The sequence below is a fragment of the Streptomyces sp. NPDC101132 genome (genome assembly GCF_044759225.1).
Classification (GTDB): Bacteria; Actinomycetota; Actinomycetes; order Streptomycetales; family Streptomycetaceae; genus Streptomyces.
Window position 1 is genome coordinate 306,472 of the sequence record NZ_JBIVYX010000001.1, and the last position, 17,699, is coordinate 324,170.

Here is a 17,699-nt window from a genome sequence, read left to right on the forward strand (position 1 = left end):
CCCGACGAACAGGGAGCCCGCACCACATGAGCACCACGCACACCGCACAGGACTGGCACGCCCACTACGAGGCCGGCCACGACTTCCGCCCCCTGAGCGACACCGAGAAGACCATCCTCACCGAGCACCTGGCCCTGCTGGAGGACGCGCAGGAGGCCCGGGCCCTGGACGTGGCATGCGGGACCGGTGAGCTCGCCCGGTTCCTCGCCGCAGCCGGGTACCAGGTCGACGCCGTGGACTGGGCCCAGTCCGCCGTCGACAAGACCAGCGCGGCATCGGACGGGGTCAGCTGCCACCACCTCGACCTGACGAGCGGGGACCTCTCCTCTCTCGCCCCGGTCGGCTCCGGCGGGTATCGGCTGATCACCATGCGCCGGGCCCTGGCCCACCTGCCCGACCGCACCCGCACGGTCACCGAACTCGCCGCCCTCCTCGACGAGGACGGCACACTGTGCGTGATCACCCCGCACGCCGACCGCCACCCCGAGGAGCTGCGCGGGATCTGCCTGGACGACACCGAGATCGACCTGCTCGCCGACGGCTGGCAGCACACCGAGCGCATCGAGGCCGGCGACCTCACCGTCCTGCTGCTGCGCGGCCCCAAGACCGACCCCGTCACCTACAGCGAGAAGCGGACCCCGAAGCCGTCCGCGATGGCCGGAGTCGCCGTCGTCGTCACCAACGACCGCGGGCAGGTCCTCCTCGGCTGGAACCCCTCGCGCGCCGTGTGGGAGCTCCCGGCTGGCAAGGTGGAGCCGGGCGAGGCGTTCGAGGCCACCGCGGTACGCGAACTCGGAGAGGAGGCGGGCCTGCAGGCCCGGCCGGAGTCGGTGCTCCTGCTGGGCACGTTGTGCGACTCCACGCACGGATTCACCCGGGTCACCGAGATCGCCCGCCTCACCGAGTACACCGGCGAGCCGACCGTCCGGGAACCGGAGTTGATCACCCGGTGGGAGTGGCACAGCCCCTTCGCGGTGCGGAACTTGCCCCAGCCGCTGTTCACGGCTTCCGCTCAGGCCTTGAACGTGGTGTGGCCGGGGCTGCTGCCCGACGTCCCGCCTGCGCACCACACGCCCAGGCCCACCGAAGGGGTGCCGCTGAAGTTCGGCGAACCGGCTGCGGCGGTCCGGCTCCGCGAGCAGCTGGTCGAAGACCTCACCGAGGCAGGCTGGATCGACACTCCGGAGTTGCGGCGGGCGTTCGCGACGGTTCCCCGGCAAGCGTTCCTCCCCGAGCAGTCGCTCGTCCGGGCGTACGCCAACGAGGCGGTGCCCACCGTGTTCGACAGCGGGCGGTCGATGAGCTCGGTGTCCCAGCCCGAGATGCAGGCGGTCATGCTGCGCCGCGCCAACCTGCGGCCGGGAGCGAACGTGCTGGAGATCGGAGGAGGCGGCTACAACGCGTCGCTGATCGCCGAACTCGTAGGCTCTCAGGGGTCAGTGGTGTGCATGGAGATCGACCCTTACGTGCATGCGCGTACGGAGAGGTTCCTGTCCGAGACCGGGTACGCCGATCGGGTCCGGGCCGTCTTGGGCGACGGCACCGGCGGAGCGCCCGGGGACCTGATCCCGGCGGACGGCTTCGACGCCATCATCGTGACGGTCGCCTCGAACGACGTTGCGCGGTACTGGACGAACCAACTCGCCGAGGGCGGGCACCTGGTCATGCCCCTGCGGATCGGCGGGTTCACCCGGGCCGTCGGCCTTCGCAACGAGGACCCGGCGCTAGTGTCCACGGAGATCAGCCCGTGTGGGTTCGTCCCCATGCAGGGTGCCGGCCGGTGGGATGAGACCTCGGCCCCGATCGGGGACACCGGCTACGGCATCCGCTGGGAGGACACCCCGCCCACCGCGCTCGACGGCCTGGACCGCGCCCTGGCCGCGGGTGGCGTAGAGCTGTGGACCGGGGTGACGGTCCGCGGCGGAGAGACGCTGGAGGACCTGCAGCTGTGGTTGGCCACCTCCCTGGCCGGGTTCTGCCGGATGGAGGGGGATCCGGAGCGGCCGGGGCCGGTGCGGCTGCCGAAGCGGTCGGGGGCCGAAGCGGTCGTCCTCGGTCGCTCGCTGGCCTGTCTGATGACGGAACGGCGTGAGCTCGATGAGGCCGACGGCACGTCCACGTGGGAGTTCGGAGTGCAGGGCTTCGGGCCGGACGGCAAGGCCGCCGCGGACACCCTGGCCGCCGCCGTCCACACCTGGGACCGCGACCTTCGGTGCCGGGCCACGCCTCGGCTGACGGTGCTGCCCGCAGGTACCCCCGACTCCGCGCTCCCGGCCGGTGATGTCGTGGAGAAGAACGACTGCCGCATCGTGGTCTCCTGGCACGGCCGTGACGAGGTTCCCGGCCCCGCCGTTGGACGGAACACAGCCTCAGGGAGGTCCGACGAGCAGTGATCACCTGGATCAACGGGGCCTTCGGAAGCGGCAAGAGCACCCTGGCAGCCGGCCGGCCTGCATCAGGCACTGCCCGGTTCGGTGGTGGCCGACCCGGAGGAGATCGGCGACCTGCTGCGCTGCACCCTGGCCGGGCACCCCGGAAGGCTCCGCGATTACCAGGACTTCCCGGCCTGGCGGCGCCTGACCACGGCCTACATCAGCGAGATCGCCGCGCATACCAGCGGTCACGTCATCGTGCCCATGACCGTGCTCAATCCCGCCTACGCCGCGGAAGTGTTCACGCCCTTGCGCTGCTCGCCCGGGCTCGTCCATCTCGTCCTCCACGTCGAACCGGACGAGCTGAAAGCCCGGATCGACGCGAGCGAGAAGTTTCCAGGAGACGAGACCCGTGGCGAGGCCGTGCGTGCGTACCGGCGTCGAAGGGCGGTGGACTACGCCGCTGCCGCTGCGTGGATGCACGCCGACGGCCACGTCATCGACACAAGTGCCCTGCTGGCGCACGCGGTCCTCCAGGCCGCCCTACGCCGTATCTCGCCCGCCCACCCCGTAACCGTCGATGGAGCCCGACCCTGATGACCAGCAGCACCAACCTCACCACCGTCCGGCTGGGGACCCGGCCCAGCCCCATGGCCCTGGAACAGACCGACCGCTTCGCCGACGCCTTCCGCGCCCGCTACCCGCAGGCGGTCCTCGACATCGTCGAGATCGTCTCCGAGGGCGACCGGCACCGCGGCCCGCTCTCGGCGATCGGCGGGAAAGGGGCCTTCACCCGCAACGCGGACCGCTACCTCCTCGACGGCCTCGTCCAGGCCACGATCGCGTGCGCCAAGGACGTGCCCGGCCCGCACGACCGCTCCCCCGGCATCATCATCGGAGCGGTCCTGCCCCGAGAGGACACCCGCGACGCCCTCGTCCTCCCCGCCGGCCATCCCGCGGCCACGCTCGCCGACCTGCCGCCCGGCACCAGGGTCGGAACCAGCGCACCCCGCCGCTCGGCCCTTCTCAAAGCCCTCCACCCCAAGCTCGTACAGGTACCGATCCGCGGCAACGCCGACAGCCGGCTCTCGAAGCTGGACGAGGAAACGCTCGGCGCGGACGTGATGATCGCCGCCCTGGCCGGCCTGCGCCGCCTTGGCCATAAGGACCGGGCCTGCGAGATCCTCGACCCCACCGTGTGGCTGCCCGCGGCCGGCGCGGGGACCGTGATCATCGAGCACCGTGCCGACGACCCCGCTACCGGGGAGCTGCTCGCACCCCTCACCCATGCCCCTACTCGGATTCTGCTCGACGCCGAGCGGGCCGCGCTCGCCACGCTGCACGGCGGGTGCCTGACAGCCGCCTCCGCCCACGCCACCCTCGACTCCGCGTCGGGAGTCGTCACCGTGCACGCCGCCGTTCTCGACCCGACCGGCGGCACCCCTCTGCGCGCCTGCGCGTCCGGCCCCTCGACGTCAGCCCATGAAGTCGGGCAGGACGCAGGCCGACAGCTGCTGAACGCCGGAGCGGAGCGTCTTCTCGGACGGCCCGCATGACCGATTCGAACGCCCGGCAGGCAGTCTTCGCGCCGCCAGCCCAGACGTCCGACCAGGAGCGGATGCGCAGCCGGCACCAGCAAGCCGCCCGTGCCTTCTCTGTGACCGCGTCCGGGCCGGAAGCCTGGGGATGGCAGGGCCGAACCCTGGGGCGCCGGGCCGGCCTGTGGTGGCTGCGGCTGGTCGGCGCGCCTGCCGACAAGCGCAACGCCCGCCTGTGGGAGGGTACTGCCGCCGCGGACTGCGCCCTGCCCCGCTCCGTTCCCCGGCCTCGCCTGCACGACGTCACCGAGTGGACCGAGAACGCCATCGCCTACCGGGCCGAGCTGTCCGAGTACATCTCCCAACCGGCGCTCCAATCCGGCGGACCGGTCCTGACAGGCGAGGTAGACCTGCCCCGCTCCTGGTGGGCAGACCTACGCAACGCACTCGCTGCCACCGCGACGGTGCCAACCGACCGGCATGCCGTACGGCAGCAGTGGATCGACCGCAACTTCAGCCGCTTCCTCGGCATCCCGGTGCCCACGATCGATTCCTGGACCACGGGGCACGGGGACCTCCACTGGGGCAACCTCACGCCGGAGCCCCTCGTGATCCTCGACTGGGAGGGGTGGGGCCTGCTCCCCACCGGCTACGACGTGGGCCTGCTCCACGCCTACGCCCTCCCCCAGCCCGCCACGGCCGGCCGCATCCGCAGCGAGTTCGCCCACGTCCTCGACACCCCCGAGGGACGGATCGGCGAACTCGTCGCCCTCGCTCAGCTCCTCCAGGTCACCGGCCGCGGCTCCCACCCCGAACTCGCCCCGCACCTGGCCCACCGAGCCCAGCAGCTCACCGGCACACCCGTTCCATCAGCCACCAGCACGGCCAGAAAATCCGACCGCTGACCTGGCCCCACCCCCGACATCTCGATGCCGCGGCCCCCACACCACAGTGACGGCCGGCACCGACACCCCAACCGAAGGAGCAGCCGTGTCGCTTCCCAGCCTGCTCGGCGTGTTCGCCCACCCCGACGACGAGGCCCTCTTGGCCGGCGGCGTTCTCGCGCAGCACGCCGCCGCGGGCGCAGCAACGAACGTCGTCACCGCCACCTGGTCCCCCACCAGCCACCGGGCGCCCGAGCTCGCCGATGCTCTGGCCGTGCTGGGCGCGGGCGAGCCGAGGATGCTCGGCTACGCCGACGCCCGCATCCCCGACTCCGCGCCCGGTCGGGCCCGGCTGTGCGACGCTCCCATCGACGAGGTCGTCGAGCTGCTCGTCGGGCACATCCGCGCCGTGCGCCCTCAGGCCGTGGTGACCCACGACGCCTACGGCCAGCTGACGGGCCACCCCGACCACGTCCGCACCCACCAAGCGACCGTCCTTGCGTTCCACGCCGCCGGACTTGAGCACCTCCACCCGGATGCCGGGGCCCCGTGGCAGCCCGCGGCTCTGTATGCGGCCACACACCCGGTCTCGGGGGTGGGCGAGCTCGGACCGCTCTTGGAGCGGGTGGGGAAGAAGATCCTCAGCGTTCCGGACAAGCACGCCACCGCGATGGTCGACGTGAGCGAGTGGCTCGAGCAGAAGTGGGCCGCGATCTCGGCTCACCGAAGTGAAGCCGCCAAGGAACGGCCACTTCCTGGGATCCTCTCCCGCCTCCCGTCAGCAGAGCGGGAGTCGATCATCTCGACCGAGCACTTCACCCTCCTCGCCACCCGCCCCGCACCCGCCCACCTACAGCAATTGGTCTTCTGACCGGCACAGCGGAACGCAACCGCGCACTCATCCGCAACGGAGAGCAGGGGATATGACCATACGTCTGGCGAATCTCAACGCCTACAAGCTCACCCCTGCCCCCCGCCACAGCAGCTCCTGGACTGCCCGGGGCACCGCCACCGTGGGGGCGCGCCGGCCACCCGCACGGCATGGCCATGGCGAGCGGGCTGGCGAGGCCATCCAGGAACACTTCGGCCGCGGGTACGGGTTGGGCCTGGACGGTGCTCTGCGCGGTCCAGGCCAGCCGTGGTTCCAGATCTGCGTCGAGGAGGTGGAGGCTCGGTGGTGGGTGAGGAGTGCGAGGGCGGCGGCTTCGTTGGCGGCGCGGGCCGGGTCGCTGCAATGCTTGAGGACGTACGGCTCGCGTCCGCCGATGTACCAGACGCTGTTGGCCTGGCTGGTGCTGATTTCGGTGCGCCTTCGGGGACGCGGCAGTCGATCGTCGCCATGGCGTCAGGCGAGGTCGCCGAGATAGCGGGTGGGAAGCTCGGCGTGCGCGAGGTCGGCTATCAGGGGGGCGCAGGCCCTGGGGCAACAGGTTGATGCCGGTCACCTTCGCCCTCGGGCCGGCACCCGGTGATCTTCCGGGGCACCGTCGTGGTTGGCGCCGATGTACTCACGCAGCCACAGCAGAGGCTCGGGGGTGACGTCCAGGCCGGCCTCCTCGTGGACCTCGCGGCCGCGCTGCGGTAGAGCATGGCGCCACGTACGAGGGACCGAACCTGTCCCCGCCGCCCGTCCCACACCTGGCAGGCAAGCCAGGGCGATGGTTCAGCTGCCCACTGCCTGGGGGGTGTCGGCGTAGCTGTTGAACACTTCGAGCTCATCCTGCTCGAAGCGCCGGATGCCGCCGCGGATGGAGTCGTAGCCGGCCACAACCGCAGTCGCGGTGGCGTAGACGTGATCGTCGTCCTTCACCTCGAAGTGGAAGGTGATCGACACCCGCTTGACGTCGGTCACCCAGGCTTCGATGCGGACCGGGGTCTCCCAGGTCTCAAGCGGGTACTGATAGCGGATGCTCTGCTCGCGCAGGAGGAAGTTGCGGGCCAGTCGCTCGGTGGGATCGCTGGGAACCAGCATGCTGAACATGCGCATGCGGGTCTCTTCCAGGAGGACGCCGTAGCGGCTGGAGTTGAGGTGTCCGTTTGCATCGAGGTCCGACCAGCGAACGGGGCAGTCGTAGGTGTACCGGGACACGGTGGCTCCTGAAGGGCTGTGGGATCTGCCGCGCCTCTGAGGCGCACGGCCGATCCGAGGACGGACTGGCGCAGTCGTCGTCGCAAGAGAAGCGGTTCATGGGCGCGGCCGTCCGGACGATCTCTGCTGCCCGGATGGCCACGCCCCGGCCCCCTGCCCTCGCACGGAGACGGCGCCAGCGGTGACACTAAGTTGTCTTCAATGCTCATTCGGCCAGCCACACCAGCTACTGGGCCAAGTCCTCGCCCTCTTGGAGGCTCTCGGAAATCTCACGAAGGAGAGCGGCCCGGAGGTCTGCCTGCGGTAGTTGATCCTGGAGCCGGCTGAGGGCCTCGCGGTCAGATGCCGGGAGTGAAGCGCGCAACAGAACCTTCAGCTCAGCCCGAGCTTGGGGGTTAATGTTCGCCGGCTGAATGCGGTCGACCACCGCACCGGCCCCGAGCTGCGTGATGCCCCACTCTTCAGGTGCTTCTCGGACGGCCCACACAACGGAGTGGTTCTCAGGTGAGAGGGTGAGCTGGCACTGCGGGCCAAGCAATTCGCTGAGCGCGGGGAGCGGAACGCCTCCGGGGCCGGCGAGCGCCGCGGCTTCGTCGGCACTGTCCACGACCAGGCGGGCCGTGAGCGCATTGGCTGCGCGGCGCCGGGCAGCATCCGCTTCGGCCTGGCCGGTTGGGTGCTGGGCCGGTGCGGCCCAGGCGTTTCGCCTTCCACCGAGGGCGTCGATCTCGTCGTCAGAGGACTCGGCCTCGACCCAGGTGATCACGACGAAGCGGCAGTGGGGCATGCTGGCCGGGTAGAGAACGTGACTGACAACCTCGACAGTTTCCCAGCCGAGCGCGGGGATGATCATACGGAAGACATGGCCGTCACGGTCGGCCTCCATGTCCGCCTCGGTGCGCCAGATCCGGTCGACGCCGGAGTTGCGGCGGACGTCTGCAATCAGCTCGGCCAGTTCCGCGTTGTCCTTGTGGGTGGCCTGTGCGAACTTCAGCAGCCGGACGTAGGCCATCGCGTGCTTGTCCCAGTCGTGGTACTGGGTGCGGGCCTCCGGGTTCGTCAGCGCCCAGCGCATCAGGTTCGCCTGCGGCTCCATGACCCACGGCCACCACTCGGCCATGGCCTGGTTGTACGCCAGAACGTTCCAGTTGCGGTCGGTGAGGTAGGTGGGCGAGGGCATCTGCCGATCGATCAGCAGCCGCAGAGCCCTGCGCAGCTCGGGGCTGGCACCGACAAGCGGGTCGTCGTCCAGCGTCGTTCCAATGTTGTACAGCAGCAGGGCGTGGCGCTCGCTCTTGTCCAGCTGGAGGACGTCCGCCAGCGCGTCGCACTGGGCTTTGGTGAACCGCGGTGGAGTCGCGCCCTTCTCCACGTTGCGGTAGGTCCGGACTCCCATGCCGAGGGCCCTGGCGACCGGAGCCTGGGTGATCCCTGCCGCTTGGCGCCAGTTCTTCAGCCAGCCGCCGAACCCCATGAACTGGCCGGCGAGCTCCTCGCCGCGCGTGCCCTTGTTCTCGGCGTGGTCATCGCCGAAGGGGGTGGATATCCCCTGAGCAACCATGAGGCTCTTCCTTGTCTTCCCGTATTCCACAGGGACACCTGACGCGGACATGAAAAAAGAGGGGCAGGCGTGAATGCCGGCCCCCCGGCCTGGTGTCTCCCACAAAGACGATACGACGACCTTGAACGCTTTCCACAATTTGTGGCCTCGACCACAGGGGTTTTGGTTAAATCCGCAACCATACTCCACCGTCACCAAGACCCTTCCATGACGAATCTGGACATTCCCTCGCCCATGGATTCTCATGATCGGCAAAGCGGCAAATCCTTGCCGCTTTTCGCTGTAGCGGCATAAATGATCACTCGCACCTCTGTCAGGCATCCCTGAATGGCCATGCTTCACCACTCAATCCCCCTTCGCCGCAAAGGCGTTACGCGACTTCATCACCCACTCTCCACATCCTCTACACGTCGCTCTACGCGCGTGGATTCTGCCTTGAGCCACCGTTGACGAAGGCTTTGCCTGCGGGCTTAAATCCAGACCTGACCAGCCCGGTACAGCGCGACAGCCTGCCGGTTCACAGCTGGTCAGAGCATGTGCGGGAAGCTGTATGGGGTTGTAGAGCTATCTCTGGACCTTGGCGCAGCCTGCCCATATGTTCGTCGTCGCTCGCCGGGTAGTCCGCCCGGCCAACGGGGGGATCGGGGGAGAGCCATGTGTAGTGCGTGCACCAGCCGCGCGGATTAAACCGCAGATACAGCGACGGCGCCTGAGAGGGCCAACTCTCAGACGCCGAACGCTCACGGTGCTCCTACCCAAGGCAAGGGCCGGAGACCACCTTCATCCGCACCGATCCTTCTCACGGGACCATCGGTGCGGCTTCACTGCACAGGAGAGTGTTGCATGACGCCTGCCCAGCGCAAAAGGCCAAGTTGTTCGGCCCTGGCGGCCACGGCCCCCTTTCGTAACCCCGCCCGCGGGGGTGCTGCCTGATGGCCCGCATCCGGACGATCAAGCCTGAGATGTTCTTGTCGGAGGATGTCGCCTCGGTCGACATCAGCGCGATGGTGACCTTCATTGGGCTGCTGACTCAGGCTGATGACAACGGTCGCTTCCTCGCCCACCCTGCGATCATCGCCGGTTTCCTGTGGGCGCTGCGCGCCGAGCACACCCCGGAGCACGTGGCCAACGACCTGGAGCAGCTGGAGGCAGCCGGGCTGATCTGCCGCTACATCGGGTGCGACGGCAAGAAATACCTGCACATCGTGACGTGGGAGAAGCACCAGAAGATCGACCGGCCGTCCGCCTCTCGGGTATCGCGCTGCCCGAAGCACCAGACGCACCAGCGGTGCGGCGGGTGCACGGCCGAGAAGCAGCGGCCCTGCCCGGTCTCCCAGCCTGCCGTGGTGCAGGTGCCAGCCACGCCTGCGGGAATCATCGGTCCGGTTCTGCAGGCCTCGGCGCACCCTCGTCGAGCCCTCGATCATCCGGTTTCGCCCGCTTCTGCGCTGGGCGCCGCATGCAGCACCGAAGCGGCCGGGGGAAGCTCCTCCGCTGAGGAGGCCTGCGGAACCCGTTCGGACGGAACTCCGGCGGAGTCGGAAGAAAGTGCAGCTCAGGGGGCATTCGTCGAGCCCTCGACACAGTCTCGCGAGGGCTCGACGTCTGGATCTAGGATCTTGGATCCTGGATCTTTCCCTAAGGGGGGCGATGCCCCCGCGCACGAGGCGGCTCCAGGGCCTGGCTCGACGAAGGCCCTGGTGGCCGAGTACGTCAGCAGTCACGTCCAACGGCCTCCGAAGGACGTGATCGGTCTGGTCGGGCGCCACGTCAAGGGCCTCCTGGAGGAAGGCTTCGACGCCGAGGTGATCCGGGCCGCTCTGGAGCGGCTGCGGTTCAAGAACCTGCATCCGAGCGTCCTGCCGAGCCTGGTCAACGAGGCCCTGAACGCCGCACCGCCGCATGCCGCCGCTGGGGTGTCGTCCGCCTCCGGCACGGGGGCCTGGGCCCACGCCTCGGGCTACACGCCCTACATGAACCCGACCACGCCGGAGCCGACCACGTTCGGAGGCAGCCTGTGAACCGCGCCCGACTCTCCGACCCGCTGCCCGCGGTCTCCGACCGGCTGCGTGAGCGTCTGGCCGCCCGCCTGGCCGAGCGCGGCATCGACCCGGCAACCGCGCCGATGCTCCCGGATACTCCGGAGCCGATCCCGGCCCTGGAGGCCGCCCAGAAGCGGATCCCCTACGCCTACCGGGACGCGGTGCCCCAGCATCCGCAGGTCGCCGCCTGGGTGCGGACCATCGCGGAAACCGCCGTCGCCCCGGCTGCAGAAGATCTCAACGCAGCCTGGGGTAGGCCCGGCCGCCGGCAGATCGCGCACGGCCCGTCGCTGCTGCTGTGGGGCGGGACCGGGATCGGCAAGACCCACGAGGCGTACGGCGCGGTCCGGGCCCTGACCGCTGCCGGGTGTGGGGTCGAGTGGCATGCGACGACCGCCGCGGACCTGTACGCGGAGATGCGCTACCGGTCCGGCGTGGACCCCGAGCACATGCTCCGGCGGATCATGCGGGTGCCGCTGCTTCTCCTGGACGACATCGGCGCGGCGAAGACCAGTGAGTGGACGGAGGAGATCACCTTCCGGCTGGTGAACTGGCGCTGCCAGAACCGCCTGCCGACGATCTTCACTACGAACCTGCCGCCGGTCCGCGCCGACCACATGGAAAAGCATCTCCCGGTGCTGCGTGACAAGGTCGGCGACCGGGTCCTGTCCCGCCTCTCCGGCATGTGCACGCCGGTGGAATTCATCGGCACCGACCGCCGCTTCCAGCGCACCTGACCGGCCCTCCGCCCGGCACACGCTCATCGGCGCGGCACCGCCGCCGTCGCCCCCTTCTCCGCCTCCCGCCGGCCTGCCAGCCGCACCCCGGCCTCCTGCCGGCCTGCCGCCGGCCGGTGAGGCGTACCCGAAAGACAGCTCCCGATGCGCACGATCACCTCGAACACCGCTCCCCCACCGACGCTCCAGGGCGTCTCCGACCACAGCTGGCACGCCCGCGCCGCCTGCCACGGCATGGACCCGGACTCCGCCGACGAGCTGTTCTTCCACACCCCTCGCGACCGCTGGGCCATCCGTGAGGCCCTGGAAACCTGCGGCATGTGCCCGGTCCGCCAGGAGTGCTTTGACTACGCCCTCGACAACGAGGAGAAGGAAGGCATCTGGGGCGGCATGACCGCCGACGAGCGCCTCCACTGGCACGAGAAGGTCGAGCACCGGCTCGACTACGGCCGCGTGCTCTCGGTGATCAACGGCCGGAGCATCCAGCTCAGCGAGCACGAGCGCCGGACCCTAATCCGGTACGCCGCAGCCCGGGGCTGGAGCCCCGAACGCCTGGCCTTCACCCTGCAGGTCAGCCTCAACTGGGCCCGCGACGTCCTGCGCGAGGAAGCCCGCGCCATCGAAGACCGCGACAACTTCAACGTCGCCCTCGACACCAACCCCATCGCCACCGCACGGCAGGCCAAGGCCGACGGCAAGGAGCTCCTCGGTGCGGGCGTTCGCCACGACGGCGACGGCCCCGAGCGCGACCGCAGCAAGCAGACCCCCGAACCAGTGCCCCGGCAGGTCCACACCTCTGCCCTGATCGACGACTTCCGAAAGGCCACATGCCGCCCCAGCACGACAAATGGAGGCACCACCCGGTGAGCACCCAGACCGCTGAGCGATTCGTCCTGATTGCCGCCGGCGCCGTCATCGTGGCACTCACCGCCGCCGGGTTCTGGCTCTCGTACGCTCACCTGGCCGAGGTCGCGGGGCTGCACGGCCTGGGCGGCTCCCCAGTCCGACGGTGGGCCTGGCCCGGCACCTTGGATGCCTTCATCGTCGCCGGTGAACTGCTCATGCTGAGGGCCACGCTCCGTCGGGTGACCGACTGGTGGGCCATCGCTCTGACCACCACGGGGTCGGTCGGCTCGATCGTGCTGAACGTGGCAGGCGTGAGCGGCACCGGCACCGCGCCGGTGCCCCTGCTGAACTACGTGGTCGCCGCGATCCCGCCGGCCGCCGCCCTGCTGGCCTTCGGTGTCCTGATGCGCCAGGTCCAGCAGCTGGTCGCCACCCACCAGGACGGCCAGAGCCCGAACGGGGACCGTACCCCCGCGCACGTCACACCGGGACCGTCCGCAAAGGGCGAGGCGGTCGGGGACGGGGGGCTCCCCGGATGGGGCGAGGGCACCCAGCATGACGGGGACCAGGCGTGCGGGACCGAGGCCTCCACCGCCGGGGACCGTCCCCACTCCACCGCGGGGACCGACCCCGGTACCCGCCGGGACCGCACCGGCGCAGTCCCCCACACGGTCCCGGTCCCCAGCGGGGACCGTACAGACGAGACCGCCCATCCTGCCGGAGGGGACCGAACCGCCGCCGCCGGGACCGTCCCGCAGGACAGCGACCACGGTCCCCGATCAGTCCCCAACACCGCCGTCCCCCAGCGGGACCACGCGTACGGGACCGGGGATCCCGTCGCAGGAGATCGTCCCCACACCGAGGGGACCGTCCCCGGGAGCGACCATGGTCCCCTCCGGAACCGCGCCACCACGGTCCCGGACACCAGCCCCGGTCCGCGGACGGTCCCGGTCCCCAGAGCTGCGGTCACCAGCGGGGACCGTCCCCGGCATGAGCGCACTCTCGCAGTACCGGGGACCGGGGACCGCCTGTGGGCCGGGCTGGGGACCGATGCTGAGGGACCGCGTCCCCACCCGGTCCCCGAAGGGAACTCAGACGGGGACCGGGACGACGCCGGGGACGGGGACCGCAGTGACGGCGAGGACGACCCCGCCACCGGGGACCGGGGACCGGACCCCGCAGCCACGCGCGTTCGGGACCGTGCACGGGACCGGTCCCGAACGCCACGGGGACCACGTACTCGAACGGGACGGGGACCGCGGTCCCGGACCCGCCTGTCCGAGGACGAGATCGTCGACCTGCTGCGCCCCCATGTCCCGGCGGCGCTGAAGCGGGACGGCAACGAGTCCATCACAAGGGTGCAGCTGCGCCAGATCATGCGCGAGCACAGCATCCCGATCCGTAACGACCGGCTAACCCCGGTTCTCGCCCGTCTGCGTGACGAGAACGCCCCGTCCATGAAGAGGAGTTCTGCCCGATGAAGACCTGCCGCACCTTCAGCCGCATCAAGGCGGGATACGAGACGGAGATGGGCCAGATGAGCAACCACTCCGTCCGCCACGCCGGCACCAGAACGGGCAAGTCCAGCGCCGGGTTCGCGGCCGGCGCCAAGCAGCGCATGGCCAGGGCCCTGACCCAGCACTACGCACACTGCCCCGAATGCGGCTGACACCGCTATAGCTGCAGGTCAACCGCCTGCCGCGCACCACCTGACATCCGGGTGGCCCGGTGATCGACCGGGCCACCCCGCTCTCCTTCCGCCGTGCACGCGAGCGGCGAGGCAGGCGACACCCGACAGGCGCCACCAGCACCGGCCAGCCCAGCGACGAGGACCCAACCCATGACCAGCCCAAACACCACGCCTGCAACCGAACGCGTGCAGCCGGCATCCAACTCGACCTCAACGCGAGCAAGTTGGGACGGAAGCGTAGCTTACGCCGGACCCGCCACCGAGGGGGCGGGCCAGGACCTGCACCAGGGGGCGCAGGTCCTTCTGGCTTCGACCGGGGGCGGATCGAAGCCAGAGCAGGAGGAGAAGCCGTCCGAGCGTCGCAGCCGCCGTAACCGATCCGACCGCGCCCGACAGCGCCCGCGCCAGCCGCACGAGAAGAAGCGTCGACACCAGCCCAATACCCGCTTCAACGAAGAAGAGTTCGCACTGATCAAGTCCGCCGCCGCCCGGTGTCGCCTGTCCGTCGCCGGCTTCCTCGCCCGAGCCGCTCTCGCCGCCGCCCGCGACCTCGACCGCACCAACGCCGAGATAGCCGACGAGCGCGAAGTGATCACCGCCCTCTTCGAGAGCCGTCGCAGGCTCGGCTGGGCCGGCAGCAACCTGAACCAAGTCACCAAGGCCCTGAACTCCGGTGCTGACGTCCCCCAGCTCGACGCGACACTCGCAGCCGTCCACCAGGCCGCCAAGACCGTTCACGAAGCCGCCACCCAGCTGATCGCGCAGCGCACGCCGTGATCCCCAGCGTCAACAACCCCGGATCGCGCACCATCGGCCTCCTCGCCTACCTGTACGGGCCCGGCAAGCACGAGGAGCACACCGACCCGCACCTCGTCGCGTCCTTCGACGGCATGTCCCCCGATCCCGGCCGGGACCCGAACGCCACCCTGAAGCACCTCCAGCAGCTCCTCGACCAGCCTGTCCAGGCCCTTCCCGAGCATGCCCGCCCCGCCAAGCACGTATGGCACACCTCCGTACGCGCCACCGCGGACGACCGGATCCTCTCCGACGAGGAATGGGGCGAGATCGCCCGCCGGATCGTGGCCGCCACCGGCATCGACCCCGGCGGCGGCGAGCCGAGCTGCCGCTGGGCAGCCGTACGGCACGCGGACGACCACATCCACATCATCGCCACCCTGGTGTGCGAGGACGGCAGCCGCCCCGACGACTTCCGCTCCGGCAAACGGGCCCAGGCCGAGTGCCGCCTCATCGAGAAGGAACTCGGCCTGCACCAGGTCGCGCCCGGCGACGGCACCGCCGCCCAGCGCCCCACCAGCGCCGAACGCCACAAGGCCGAGCGCCAGGGCCGCGAGCGCACCGCCCGGGAGGAACTGCGCGAGACCATACGCCGCTCGGTCGCCGGAATACGCAGCGAGGAGGAGTTCTTCGCCCGGCTGGCCGCCGCCGGCCTGCTCATCCGCAAGCGAGTCGCCCCCTCCGGCGACCTCCTCGGGTACAAGGTCGCCCTCCCCGACGACCACAACAAGGACGGCGAGCCGGTGTTCTACCCCGGTGCGCGGCTCGCCCCGGACCTGTCCCTGCCCCGCATCCGAGAGCGCTGGACCGTCGCTGCGCCCTCCAGCCAGGAGAGCGACAGCTCTACGGCCGACGCTCCGCTGCGAGCCATGCGCGGGCCCGCTTCCGCACGCCGGGCCGCGACCACCGCCGCCTGGCAGGCGGTTCTGGTCCTCGACGACGGCGACGACGGCGTGATCGCCGCGCACATCGCGGCGGCGGGCGAGGTCCTAGACGCGCTCGCCAAGACCTCCGCCGCCCACACCCGTAAGCAACTCGGTGAGGCTGCCGTCGCGTTCGAGCGGGCATCCCGCTCCCACGTCCGGGCCGTCCGCGGGCACGACCGCGCCCTGCGCCAGGCCGCCCGCGACCTCGTCCACGGCGGACCGGCCCTCGGCCGCGGCGAGGACGGCGCCACCACCGCCATGCTCATCGACATGACGTTCTTCCTCGTCACCGCCGCCGCGCACTGGCACGGCAAGAAGCAGCACGCCCAGCAGGCCGAGGCCGCCCGCCAGGCCGCCGAACACCTGCGCGCCGCCTACCAGGCCGCAGCCTCCCAGCCCATAGCCGTCCTCCACCACCGCGGCCGACTCCTCCCCCTGCCGCTGCAGCGCCGCCACACCCTCCTCGTGCGGCAAGCGCTGCCGGAGCTGGCCGAGCAGATCCTCGCCGAGGCGGGATGGCCCGCGCTCGCGGCCACCCTCGCCGACGCCGAAGCCGCCGGCCACGACCCCACCCTCCTGCTCACCGAGGCAACGGCCCGGCGGGAGTTGGACAGCGCGGCCTCGGTCAGCGACGTCCTCGTGTGGCGGCTGCGCCGCGCAGCCTGCCTCCCCGCCGACGCCTCCGCCCAGCCCCTCCCGGGCGCCACCACAGTCCCGACATCGTCGCAGTCGCGTACAACCGGGCGTACGCAGAACCGGGACGACCGTCGCCGGGGCCGGTGACTGTTCATGAATTTGCTAGTTGCGGCAGGTCACGGGGCTGGTGCACGATCTCCCGTGCCCGGCTGGATCAGGACGAGGGGGAACTGATGCTTCGACGCAGACGTGAACGACAGCAGCGGCTTCAAGCACAACAGCAGTGGGAGGTCTGGAGCGCCATGCACGTAGAACCGGACCCGGCACCGGCGTCGGCCGCGCAGGCAGCCGTCGCGGTGGTGGACGACTTCCTGCCGCCCGACCTGCGGATGCCGAGCCGTGAGCTGGCCGGGATCCTGATGCCTCACGAGGCGCCCCTCGTCATCGATGGCGAGGTCCGCGCCTGCGCCGACTGTGGCGCGTACCGGCAGTGGATCGTCGCCAGCACCCGCGACGGCGTGTGGCTGCGCTGCCCTGTAGGCCACGAGCGGCCCGAGTCCCGCCTGGATGCGGCCTGGTTCAACCGGGTCAGCGGCCCCATCACCGCCCAGCACGCCTCCTACGAGGAGTGCCTGCGCCACCTCGGCCACTGAACCCCGCCCCCTGCCAACGCCCGCCCATCTGCCGGAGGAGAACCCCACGCGGGTCCGGCTGTCAGACCCGCCACACCCAGCAAGGGGTTCCCATGCGCCGTCGCACCACCATCTCCATATCCCTGGCCCTGGCCGCCTCCGCCGCGCTGTCCGGCTGCTCCGGCAGCCCGGCGACCGCACCGTCCGGCTCGGCCGCCTCCTCCTCGTCGGCCGGACCGGCCGCCCCTGCCGGCGCGCCGAGTACGCCCGTGTCCTCGGCCGCGCTCGGCCAGCGGCTCCTGACCGAGGCAGACCTCGGCCAGGGCTACACCCGCAAGCCCGAACGCGACAGCCACCGGGACGACGTCACCGTGATCGGCTGCCCCGCACTCGAGCAGCTCGGCGGCGACGCCGCGGCCGGTGGGAGCCTGGACTTCCCGAACAAGGCCAAGACCGCGTTCACGTACAGCGGCAGCAATGGCTCCGAGGTGTCCCAAGAGCTCTACAGCGACACCCCCGACAAACTCGCCGACGGCACGAAGAAGATCTTCGACGCGATGACCGGGTGCCCGGTGTACCAGGTCGTCATCGGCAGCAGGCCCGTCAAGGTCACCACCCAGAAGCTGACCGCGCCCGCCCTGGGCGAGCAGGCGTGGAGCCAGCTCCTCAGCTTCACCGCTGGCGGGCAGGAGAGCGTCGTGAAGCAGACCGCCGTTCGTACCGGGACCGTCCTTGTGGTGGTGGCCGGCTCTCCTGGGCTCGTCGATGCTCAGGTCGAGAGAGCCCTCGGCAAGGCGTCCTCCTCCCTGTGACGGAAGGCCTACGCCTGCCGCGCCGCGACGCTGGTGCTTGGTGCGCCGGGCAAGGCAGCACGGCAGGACGCTGGCCGGGAGATGCCGATGCGCCGCGCGTCCTCCCCCACGGCCACGTGGTCGGCGTGGATGCCCGGAC

15 protein-coding genes and 1 pseudogene are annotated in these 17,699 nt (G+C 70.5%); 14 read left to right on the forward strand and 2 right to left on the reverse strand.

The window, feature by feature from the left end; all coding sequences use genetic code 11:
• Nucleotides 1–26 precede the first annotated feature (26 nt).
• The 5 genes from fxlM to ACIQUR_RS01475 all read left to right on the forward strand — a co-directional run bounded on the left by fxlM (nt 27) and on the right by ACIQUR_RS01475 (nt 5,665).
• Nucleotides 27–2,393, forward strand: coding sequence for a methyltransferase, FxLD system (fxlM, locus tag ACIQUR_RS01455; RefSeq protein WP_403328234.1), 2,367 nt, complete (start codon nt 27–29; stop codon nt 2,391–2,393).
• Nucleotides 2,394–2,477: 84 nt separating this feature from the next.
• Nucleotides 2,478–2,969 (forward strand): ATP/GTP-binding protein, encoded by a 492-nt coding sequence (locus tag ACIQUR_RS01460; RefSeq protein WP_403328237.1) that lies wholly within the window; start codon nt 2,478–2,480, stop codon nt 2,967–2,969.
• Nucleotides 2,969–3,928 carry a hydroxymethylbilane synthase gene (gene hemC, locus ACIQUR_RS01465; protein ID WP_403328240.1) on the forward strand — a complete coding sequence of 320 codons (960 nt, stop codon included), beginning with the start codon at nt 2,969–2,971 and terminating at the stop codon, nt 3,926–3,928. Before ACIQUR_RS01460 ends, hemC begins: the two co-directional genes overlap by 1 nt.
• Nucleotides 3,925–4,815, forward strand: coding sequence for a hypothetical protein (locus ACIQUR_RS01470; RefSeq protein WP_403328243.1), 891 nt, complete (start codon nt 3,925–3,927; stop codon nt 4,813–4,815). Before hemC ends, ACIQUR_RS01470 begins: the two co-directional genes overlap by 4 nt.
• Before the next feature lie 85 nt (nt 4,816–4,900).
• Nucleotides 4,901–5,665, forward strand: a complete 765-nt coding sequence (locus ACIQUR_RS01475) for a PIG-L deacetylase family protein (RefSeq protein ID WP_403328246.1) — start codon at nt 4,901–4,903, stop codon at nt 5,663–5,665.
• 792 nt (nt 5,666–6,457) lie between these two features.
• Here the strand turns inward: ACIQUR_RS01475 and ACIQUR_RS01480 are convergent.
• Nucleotides 6,458–6,883: a thioesterase family protein gene (locus ACIQUR_RS01480; RefSeq protein WP_359922835.1), complete on the reverse strand. Its 426-nt coding sequence runs from the start codon at nt 6,881–6,883 to the stop codon at nt 6,458–6,460.
• Nucleotides 6,884–7,109: 226 nt separating this feature from the next.
• Complete coding sequence (locus tag ACIQUR_RS01485) at nt 7,110–8,444, reverse strand: helix-turn-helix transcriptional regulator (protein WP_403328249.1); 1,335 nt, start codon at nt 8,442–8,444, stop codon at nt 7,110–7,112.
• 932 nt (nt 8,445–9,376) lie between these two features.
• On the opposite strand from ACIQUR_RS01485, the gene ACIQUR_RS01490 reads away from it, so the two are divergent.
• The 9 genes and pseudogenes from ACIQUR_RS01490 to ACIQUR_RS01530 all read left to right on the forward strand — a co-directional run bounded on the left by ACIQUR_RS01490 (nt 9,377) and on the right by ACIQUR_RS01530 (nt 17,560).
• Entirely contained in the window at nt 9,377–10,465 is a 1,089-nt protein-coding gene (locus ACIQUR_RS01490) for a hypothetical protein (RefSeq protein WP_403328251.1), read from the forward strand.
• A complete protein-coding gene (locus ACIQUR_RS01495; RefSeq protein ID WP_403328254.1) occupies nt 10,462–11,223 on the forward strand; it encodes an ATP-binding protein in 762 nt (253 codons plus the stop codon). Before ACIQUR_RS01490 ends, ACIQUR_RS01495 begins: the two co-directional genes overlap by 4 nt.
• A gap of 144 nt (nt 11,224–11,367) precedes the next feature.
• Complete coding sequence (locus ACIQUR_RS01500; RefSeq protein ID WP_403328257.1) at nt 11,368–12,090, forward strand: WhiB family transcriptional regulator; 723 nt, start codon at nt 11,368–11,370, stop codon at nt 12,088–12,090.
• A pseudogene (locus ACIQUR_RS01505) lies at nt 12,051–12,504 on the forward strand (DUF2637 domain-containing protein); the annotation flags it as partial. The gene ACIQUR_RS01500 and the pseudogene ACIQUR_RS01505, both read left to right, overlap by 40 nt.
• Before the next feature lie 1,042 nt (nt 12,505–13,546).
• A complete protein-coding gene (locus ACIQUR_RS01510; RefSeq protein WP_229335211.1) occupies nt 13,547–13,738 on the forward strand; it encodes a hypothetical protein in 192 nt (63 codons plus the stop codon).
• A gap of 171 nt (nt 13,739–13,909) precedes the next feature.
• Nucleotides 13,910–14,536 (forward strand): plasmid mobilization protein, encoded by a 627-nt coding sequence (locus tag ACIQUR_RS01515; RefSeq protein WP_403328260.1) that lies wholly within the window; start codon nt 13,910–13,912, stop codon nt 14,534–14,536.
• Entirely contained in the window at nt 14,533–16,263 is a 1,731-nt protein-coding gene (locus ACIQUR_RS01520; RefSeq protein WP_403328263.1) for a relaxase/mobilization nuclease domain-containing protein, read from the forward strand. Before ACIQUR_RS01515 ends, ACIQUR_RS01520 begins: the two co-directional genes overlap by 4 nt.
• A 155-nt stretch (nt 16,264–16,418) precedes the next feature.
• Nucleotides 16,419–16,769, forward strand: coding sequence for a hypothetical protein (locus ACIQUR_RS01525; protein ID WP_403328266.1), 351 nt, complete (start codon nt 16,419–16,421; stop codon nt 16,767–16,769).
• Between the two features lie 92 nt (nt 16,770–16,861).
• The gene (locus ACIQUR_RS01530) at nt 16,862–17,560 is read left to right on the forward strand and encodes a hypothetical protein (protein ID WP_403328268.1); all 699 of its coding nucleotides are present in this window, start codon (nt 16,862–16,864) and stop codon (nt 17,558–17,560) included.
• Nucleotides 17,561–17,699: the final 139 nt, after the last annotated feature.

Bases quoted from the DNA above. Each gene is read 5' to 3' on its own strand.
- ACIQUR_RS01500 (WP_403328257.1), top strand. From the start codon at position 11,368: ATGCGCACGATCACCTCGAACACCGCTCCCCCACCGACGCTCCAGGGC.
- ACIQUR_RS01525 (WP_403328266.1), top strand. From the start codon at position 16,419: ATGCACGTAGAACCGGACCCGGCACCGGCGTCGGCCGCGCAGGCAGCC.
- ACIQUR_RS01530 (WP_403328268.1), top strand. From the start codon at position 16,862: ATGCGCCGTCGCACCACCATCTCCATATCCCTGGCCCTGGCCGCCTCC.
- ACIQUR_RS01470 (WP_403328243.1), top strand. From the start codon at position 3,925: ATGACCGATTCGAACGCCCGGCAGGCAGTCTTCGCGCCGCCAGCCCAG.
- ACIQUR_RS01485 (WP_403328249.1), bottom strand. From the start codon at position 8,444: ATGGTTGCTCAGGGGATATCCACCCCCTTCGGCGATGACCACGCCGAG.
- ACIQUR_RS01510 (WP_229335211.1), top strand. From the start codon at position 13,547: ATGAAGACCTGCCGCACCTTCAGCCGCATCAAGGCGGGATACGAGACG.
- ACIQUR_RS01490 (WP_403328251.1), top strand. From the start codon at position 9,377: ATGGCCCGCATCCGGACGATCAAGCCTGAGATGTTCTTGTCGGAGGAT.
- ACIQUR_RS01515 (WP_403328260.1), top strand. From the start codon at position 13,910: ATGACCAGCCCAAACACCACGCCTGCAACCGAACGCGTGCAGCCGGCA.
- hemC (WP_403328240.1), top strand. From the start codon at position 2,969: ATGACCAGCAGCACCAACCTCACCACCGTCCGGCTGGGGACCCGGCCC.
- fxlM (WP_403328234.1), top strand. From the start codon at position 27: ATGAGCACCACGCACACCGCACAGGACTGGCACGCCCACTACGAGGCC.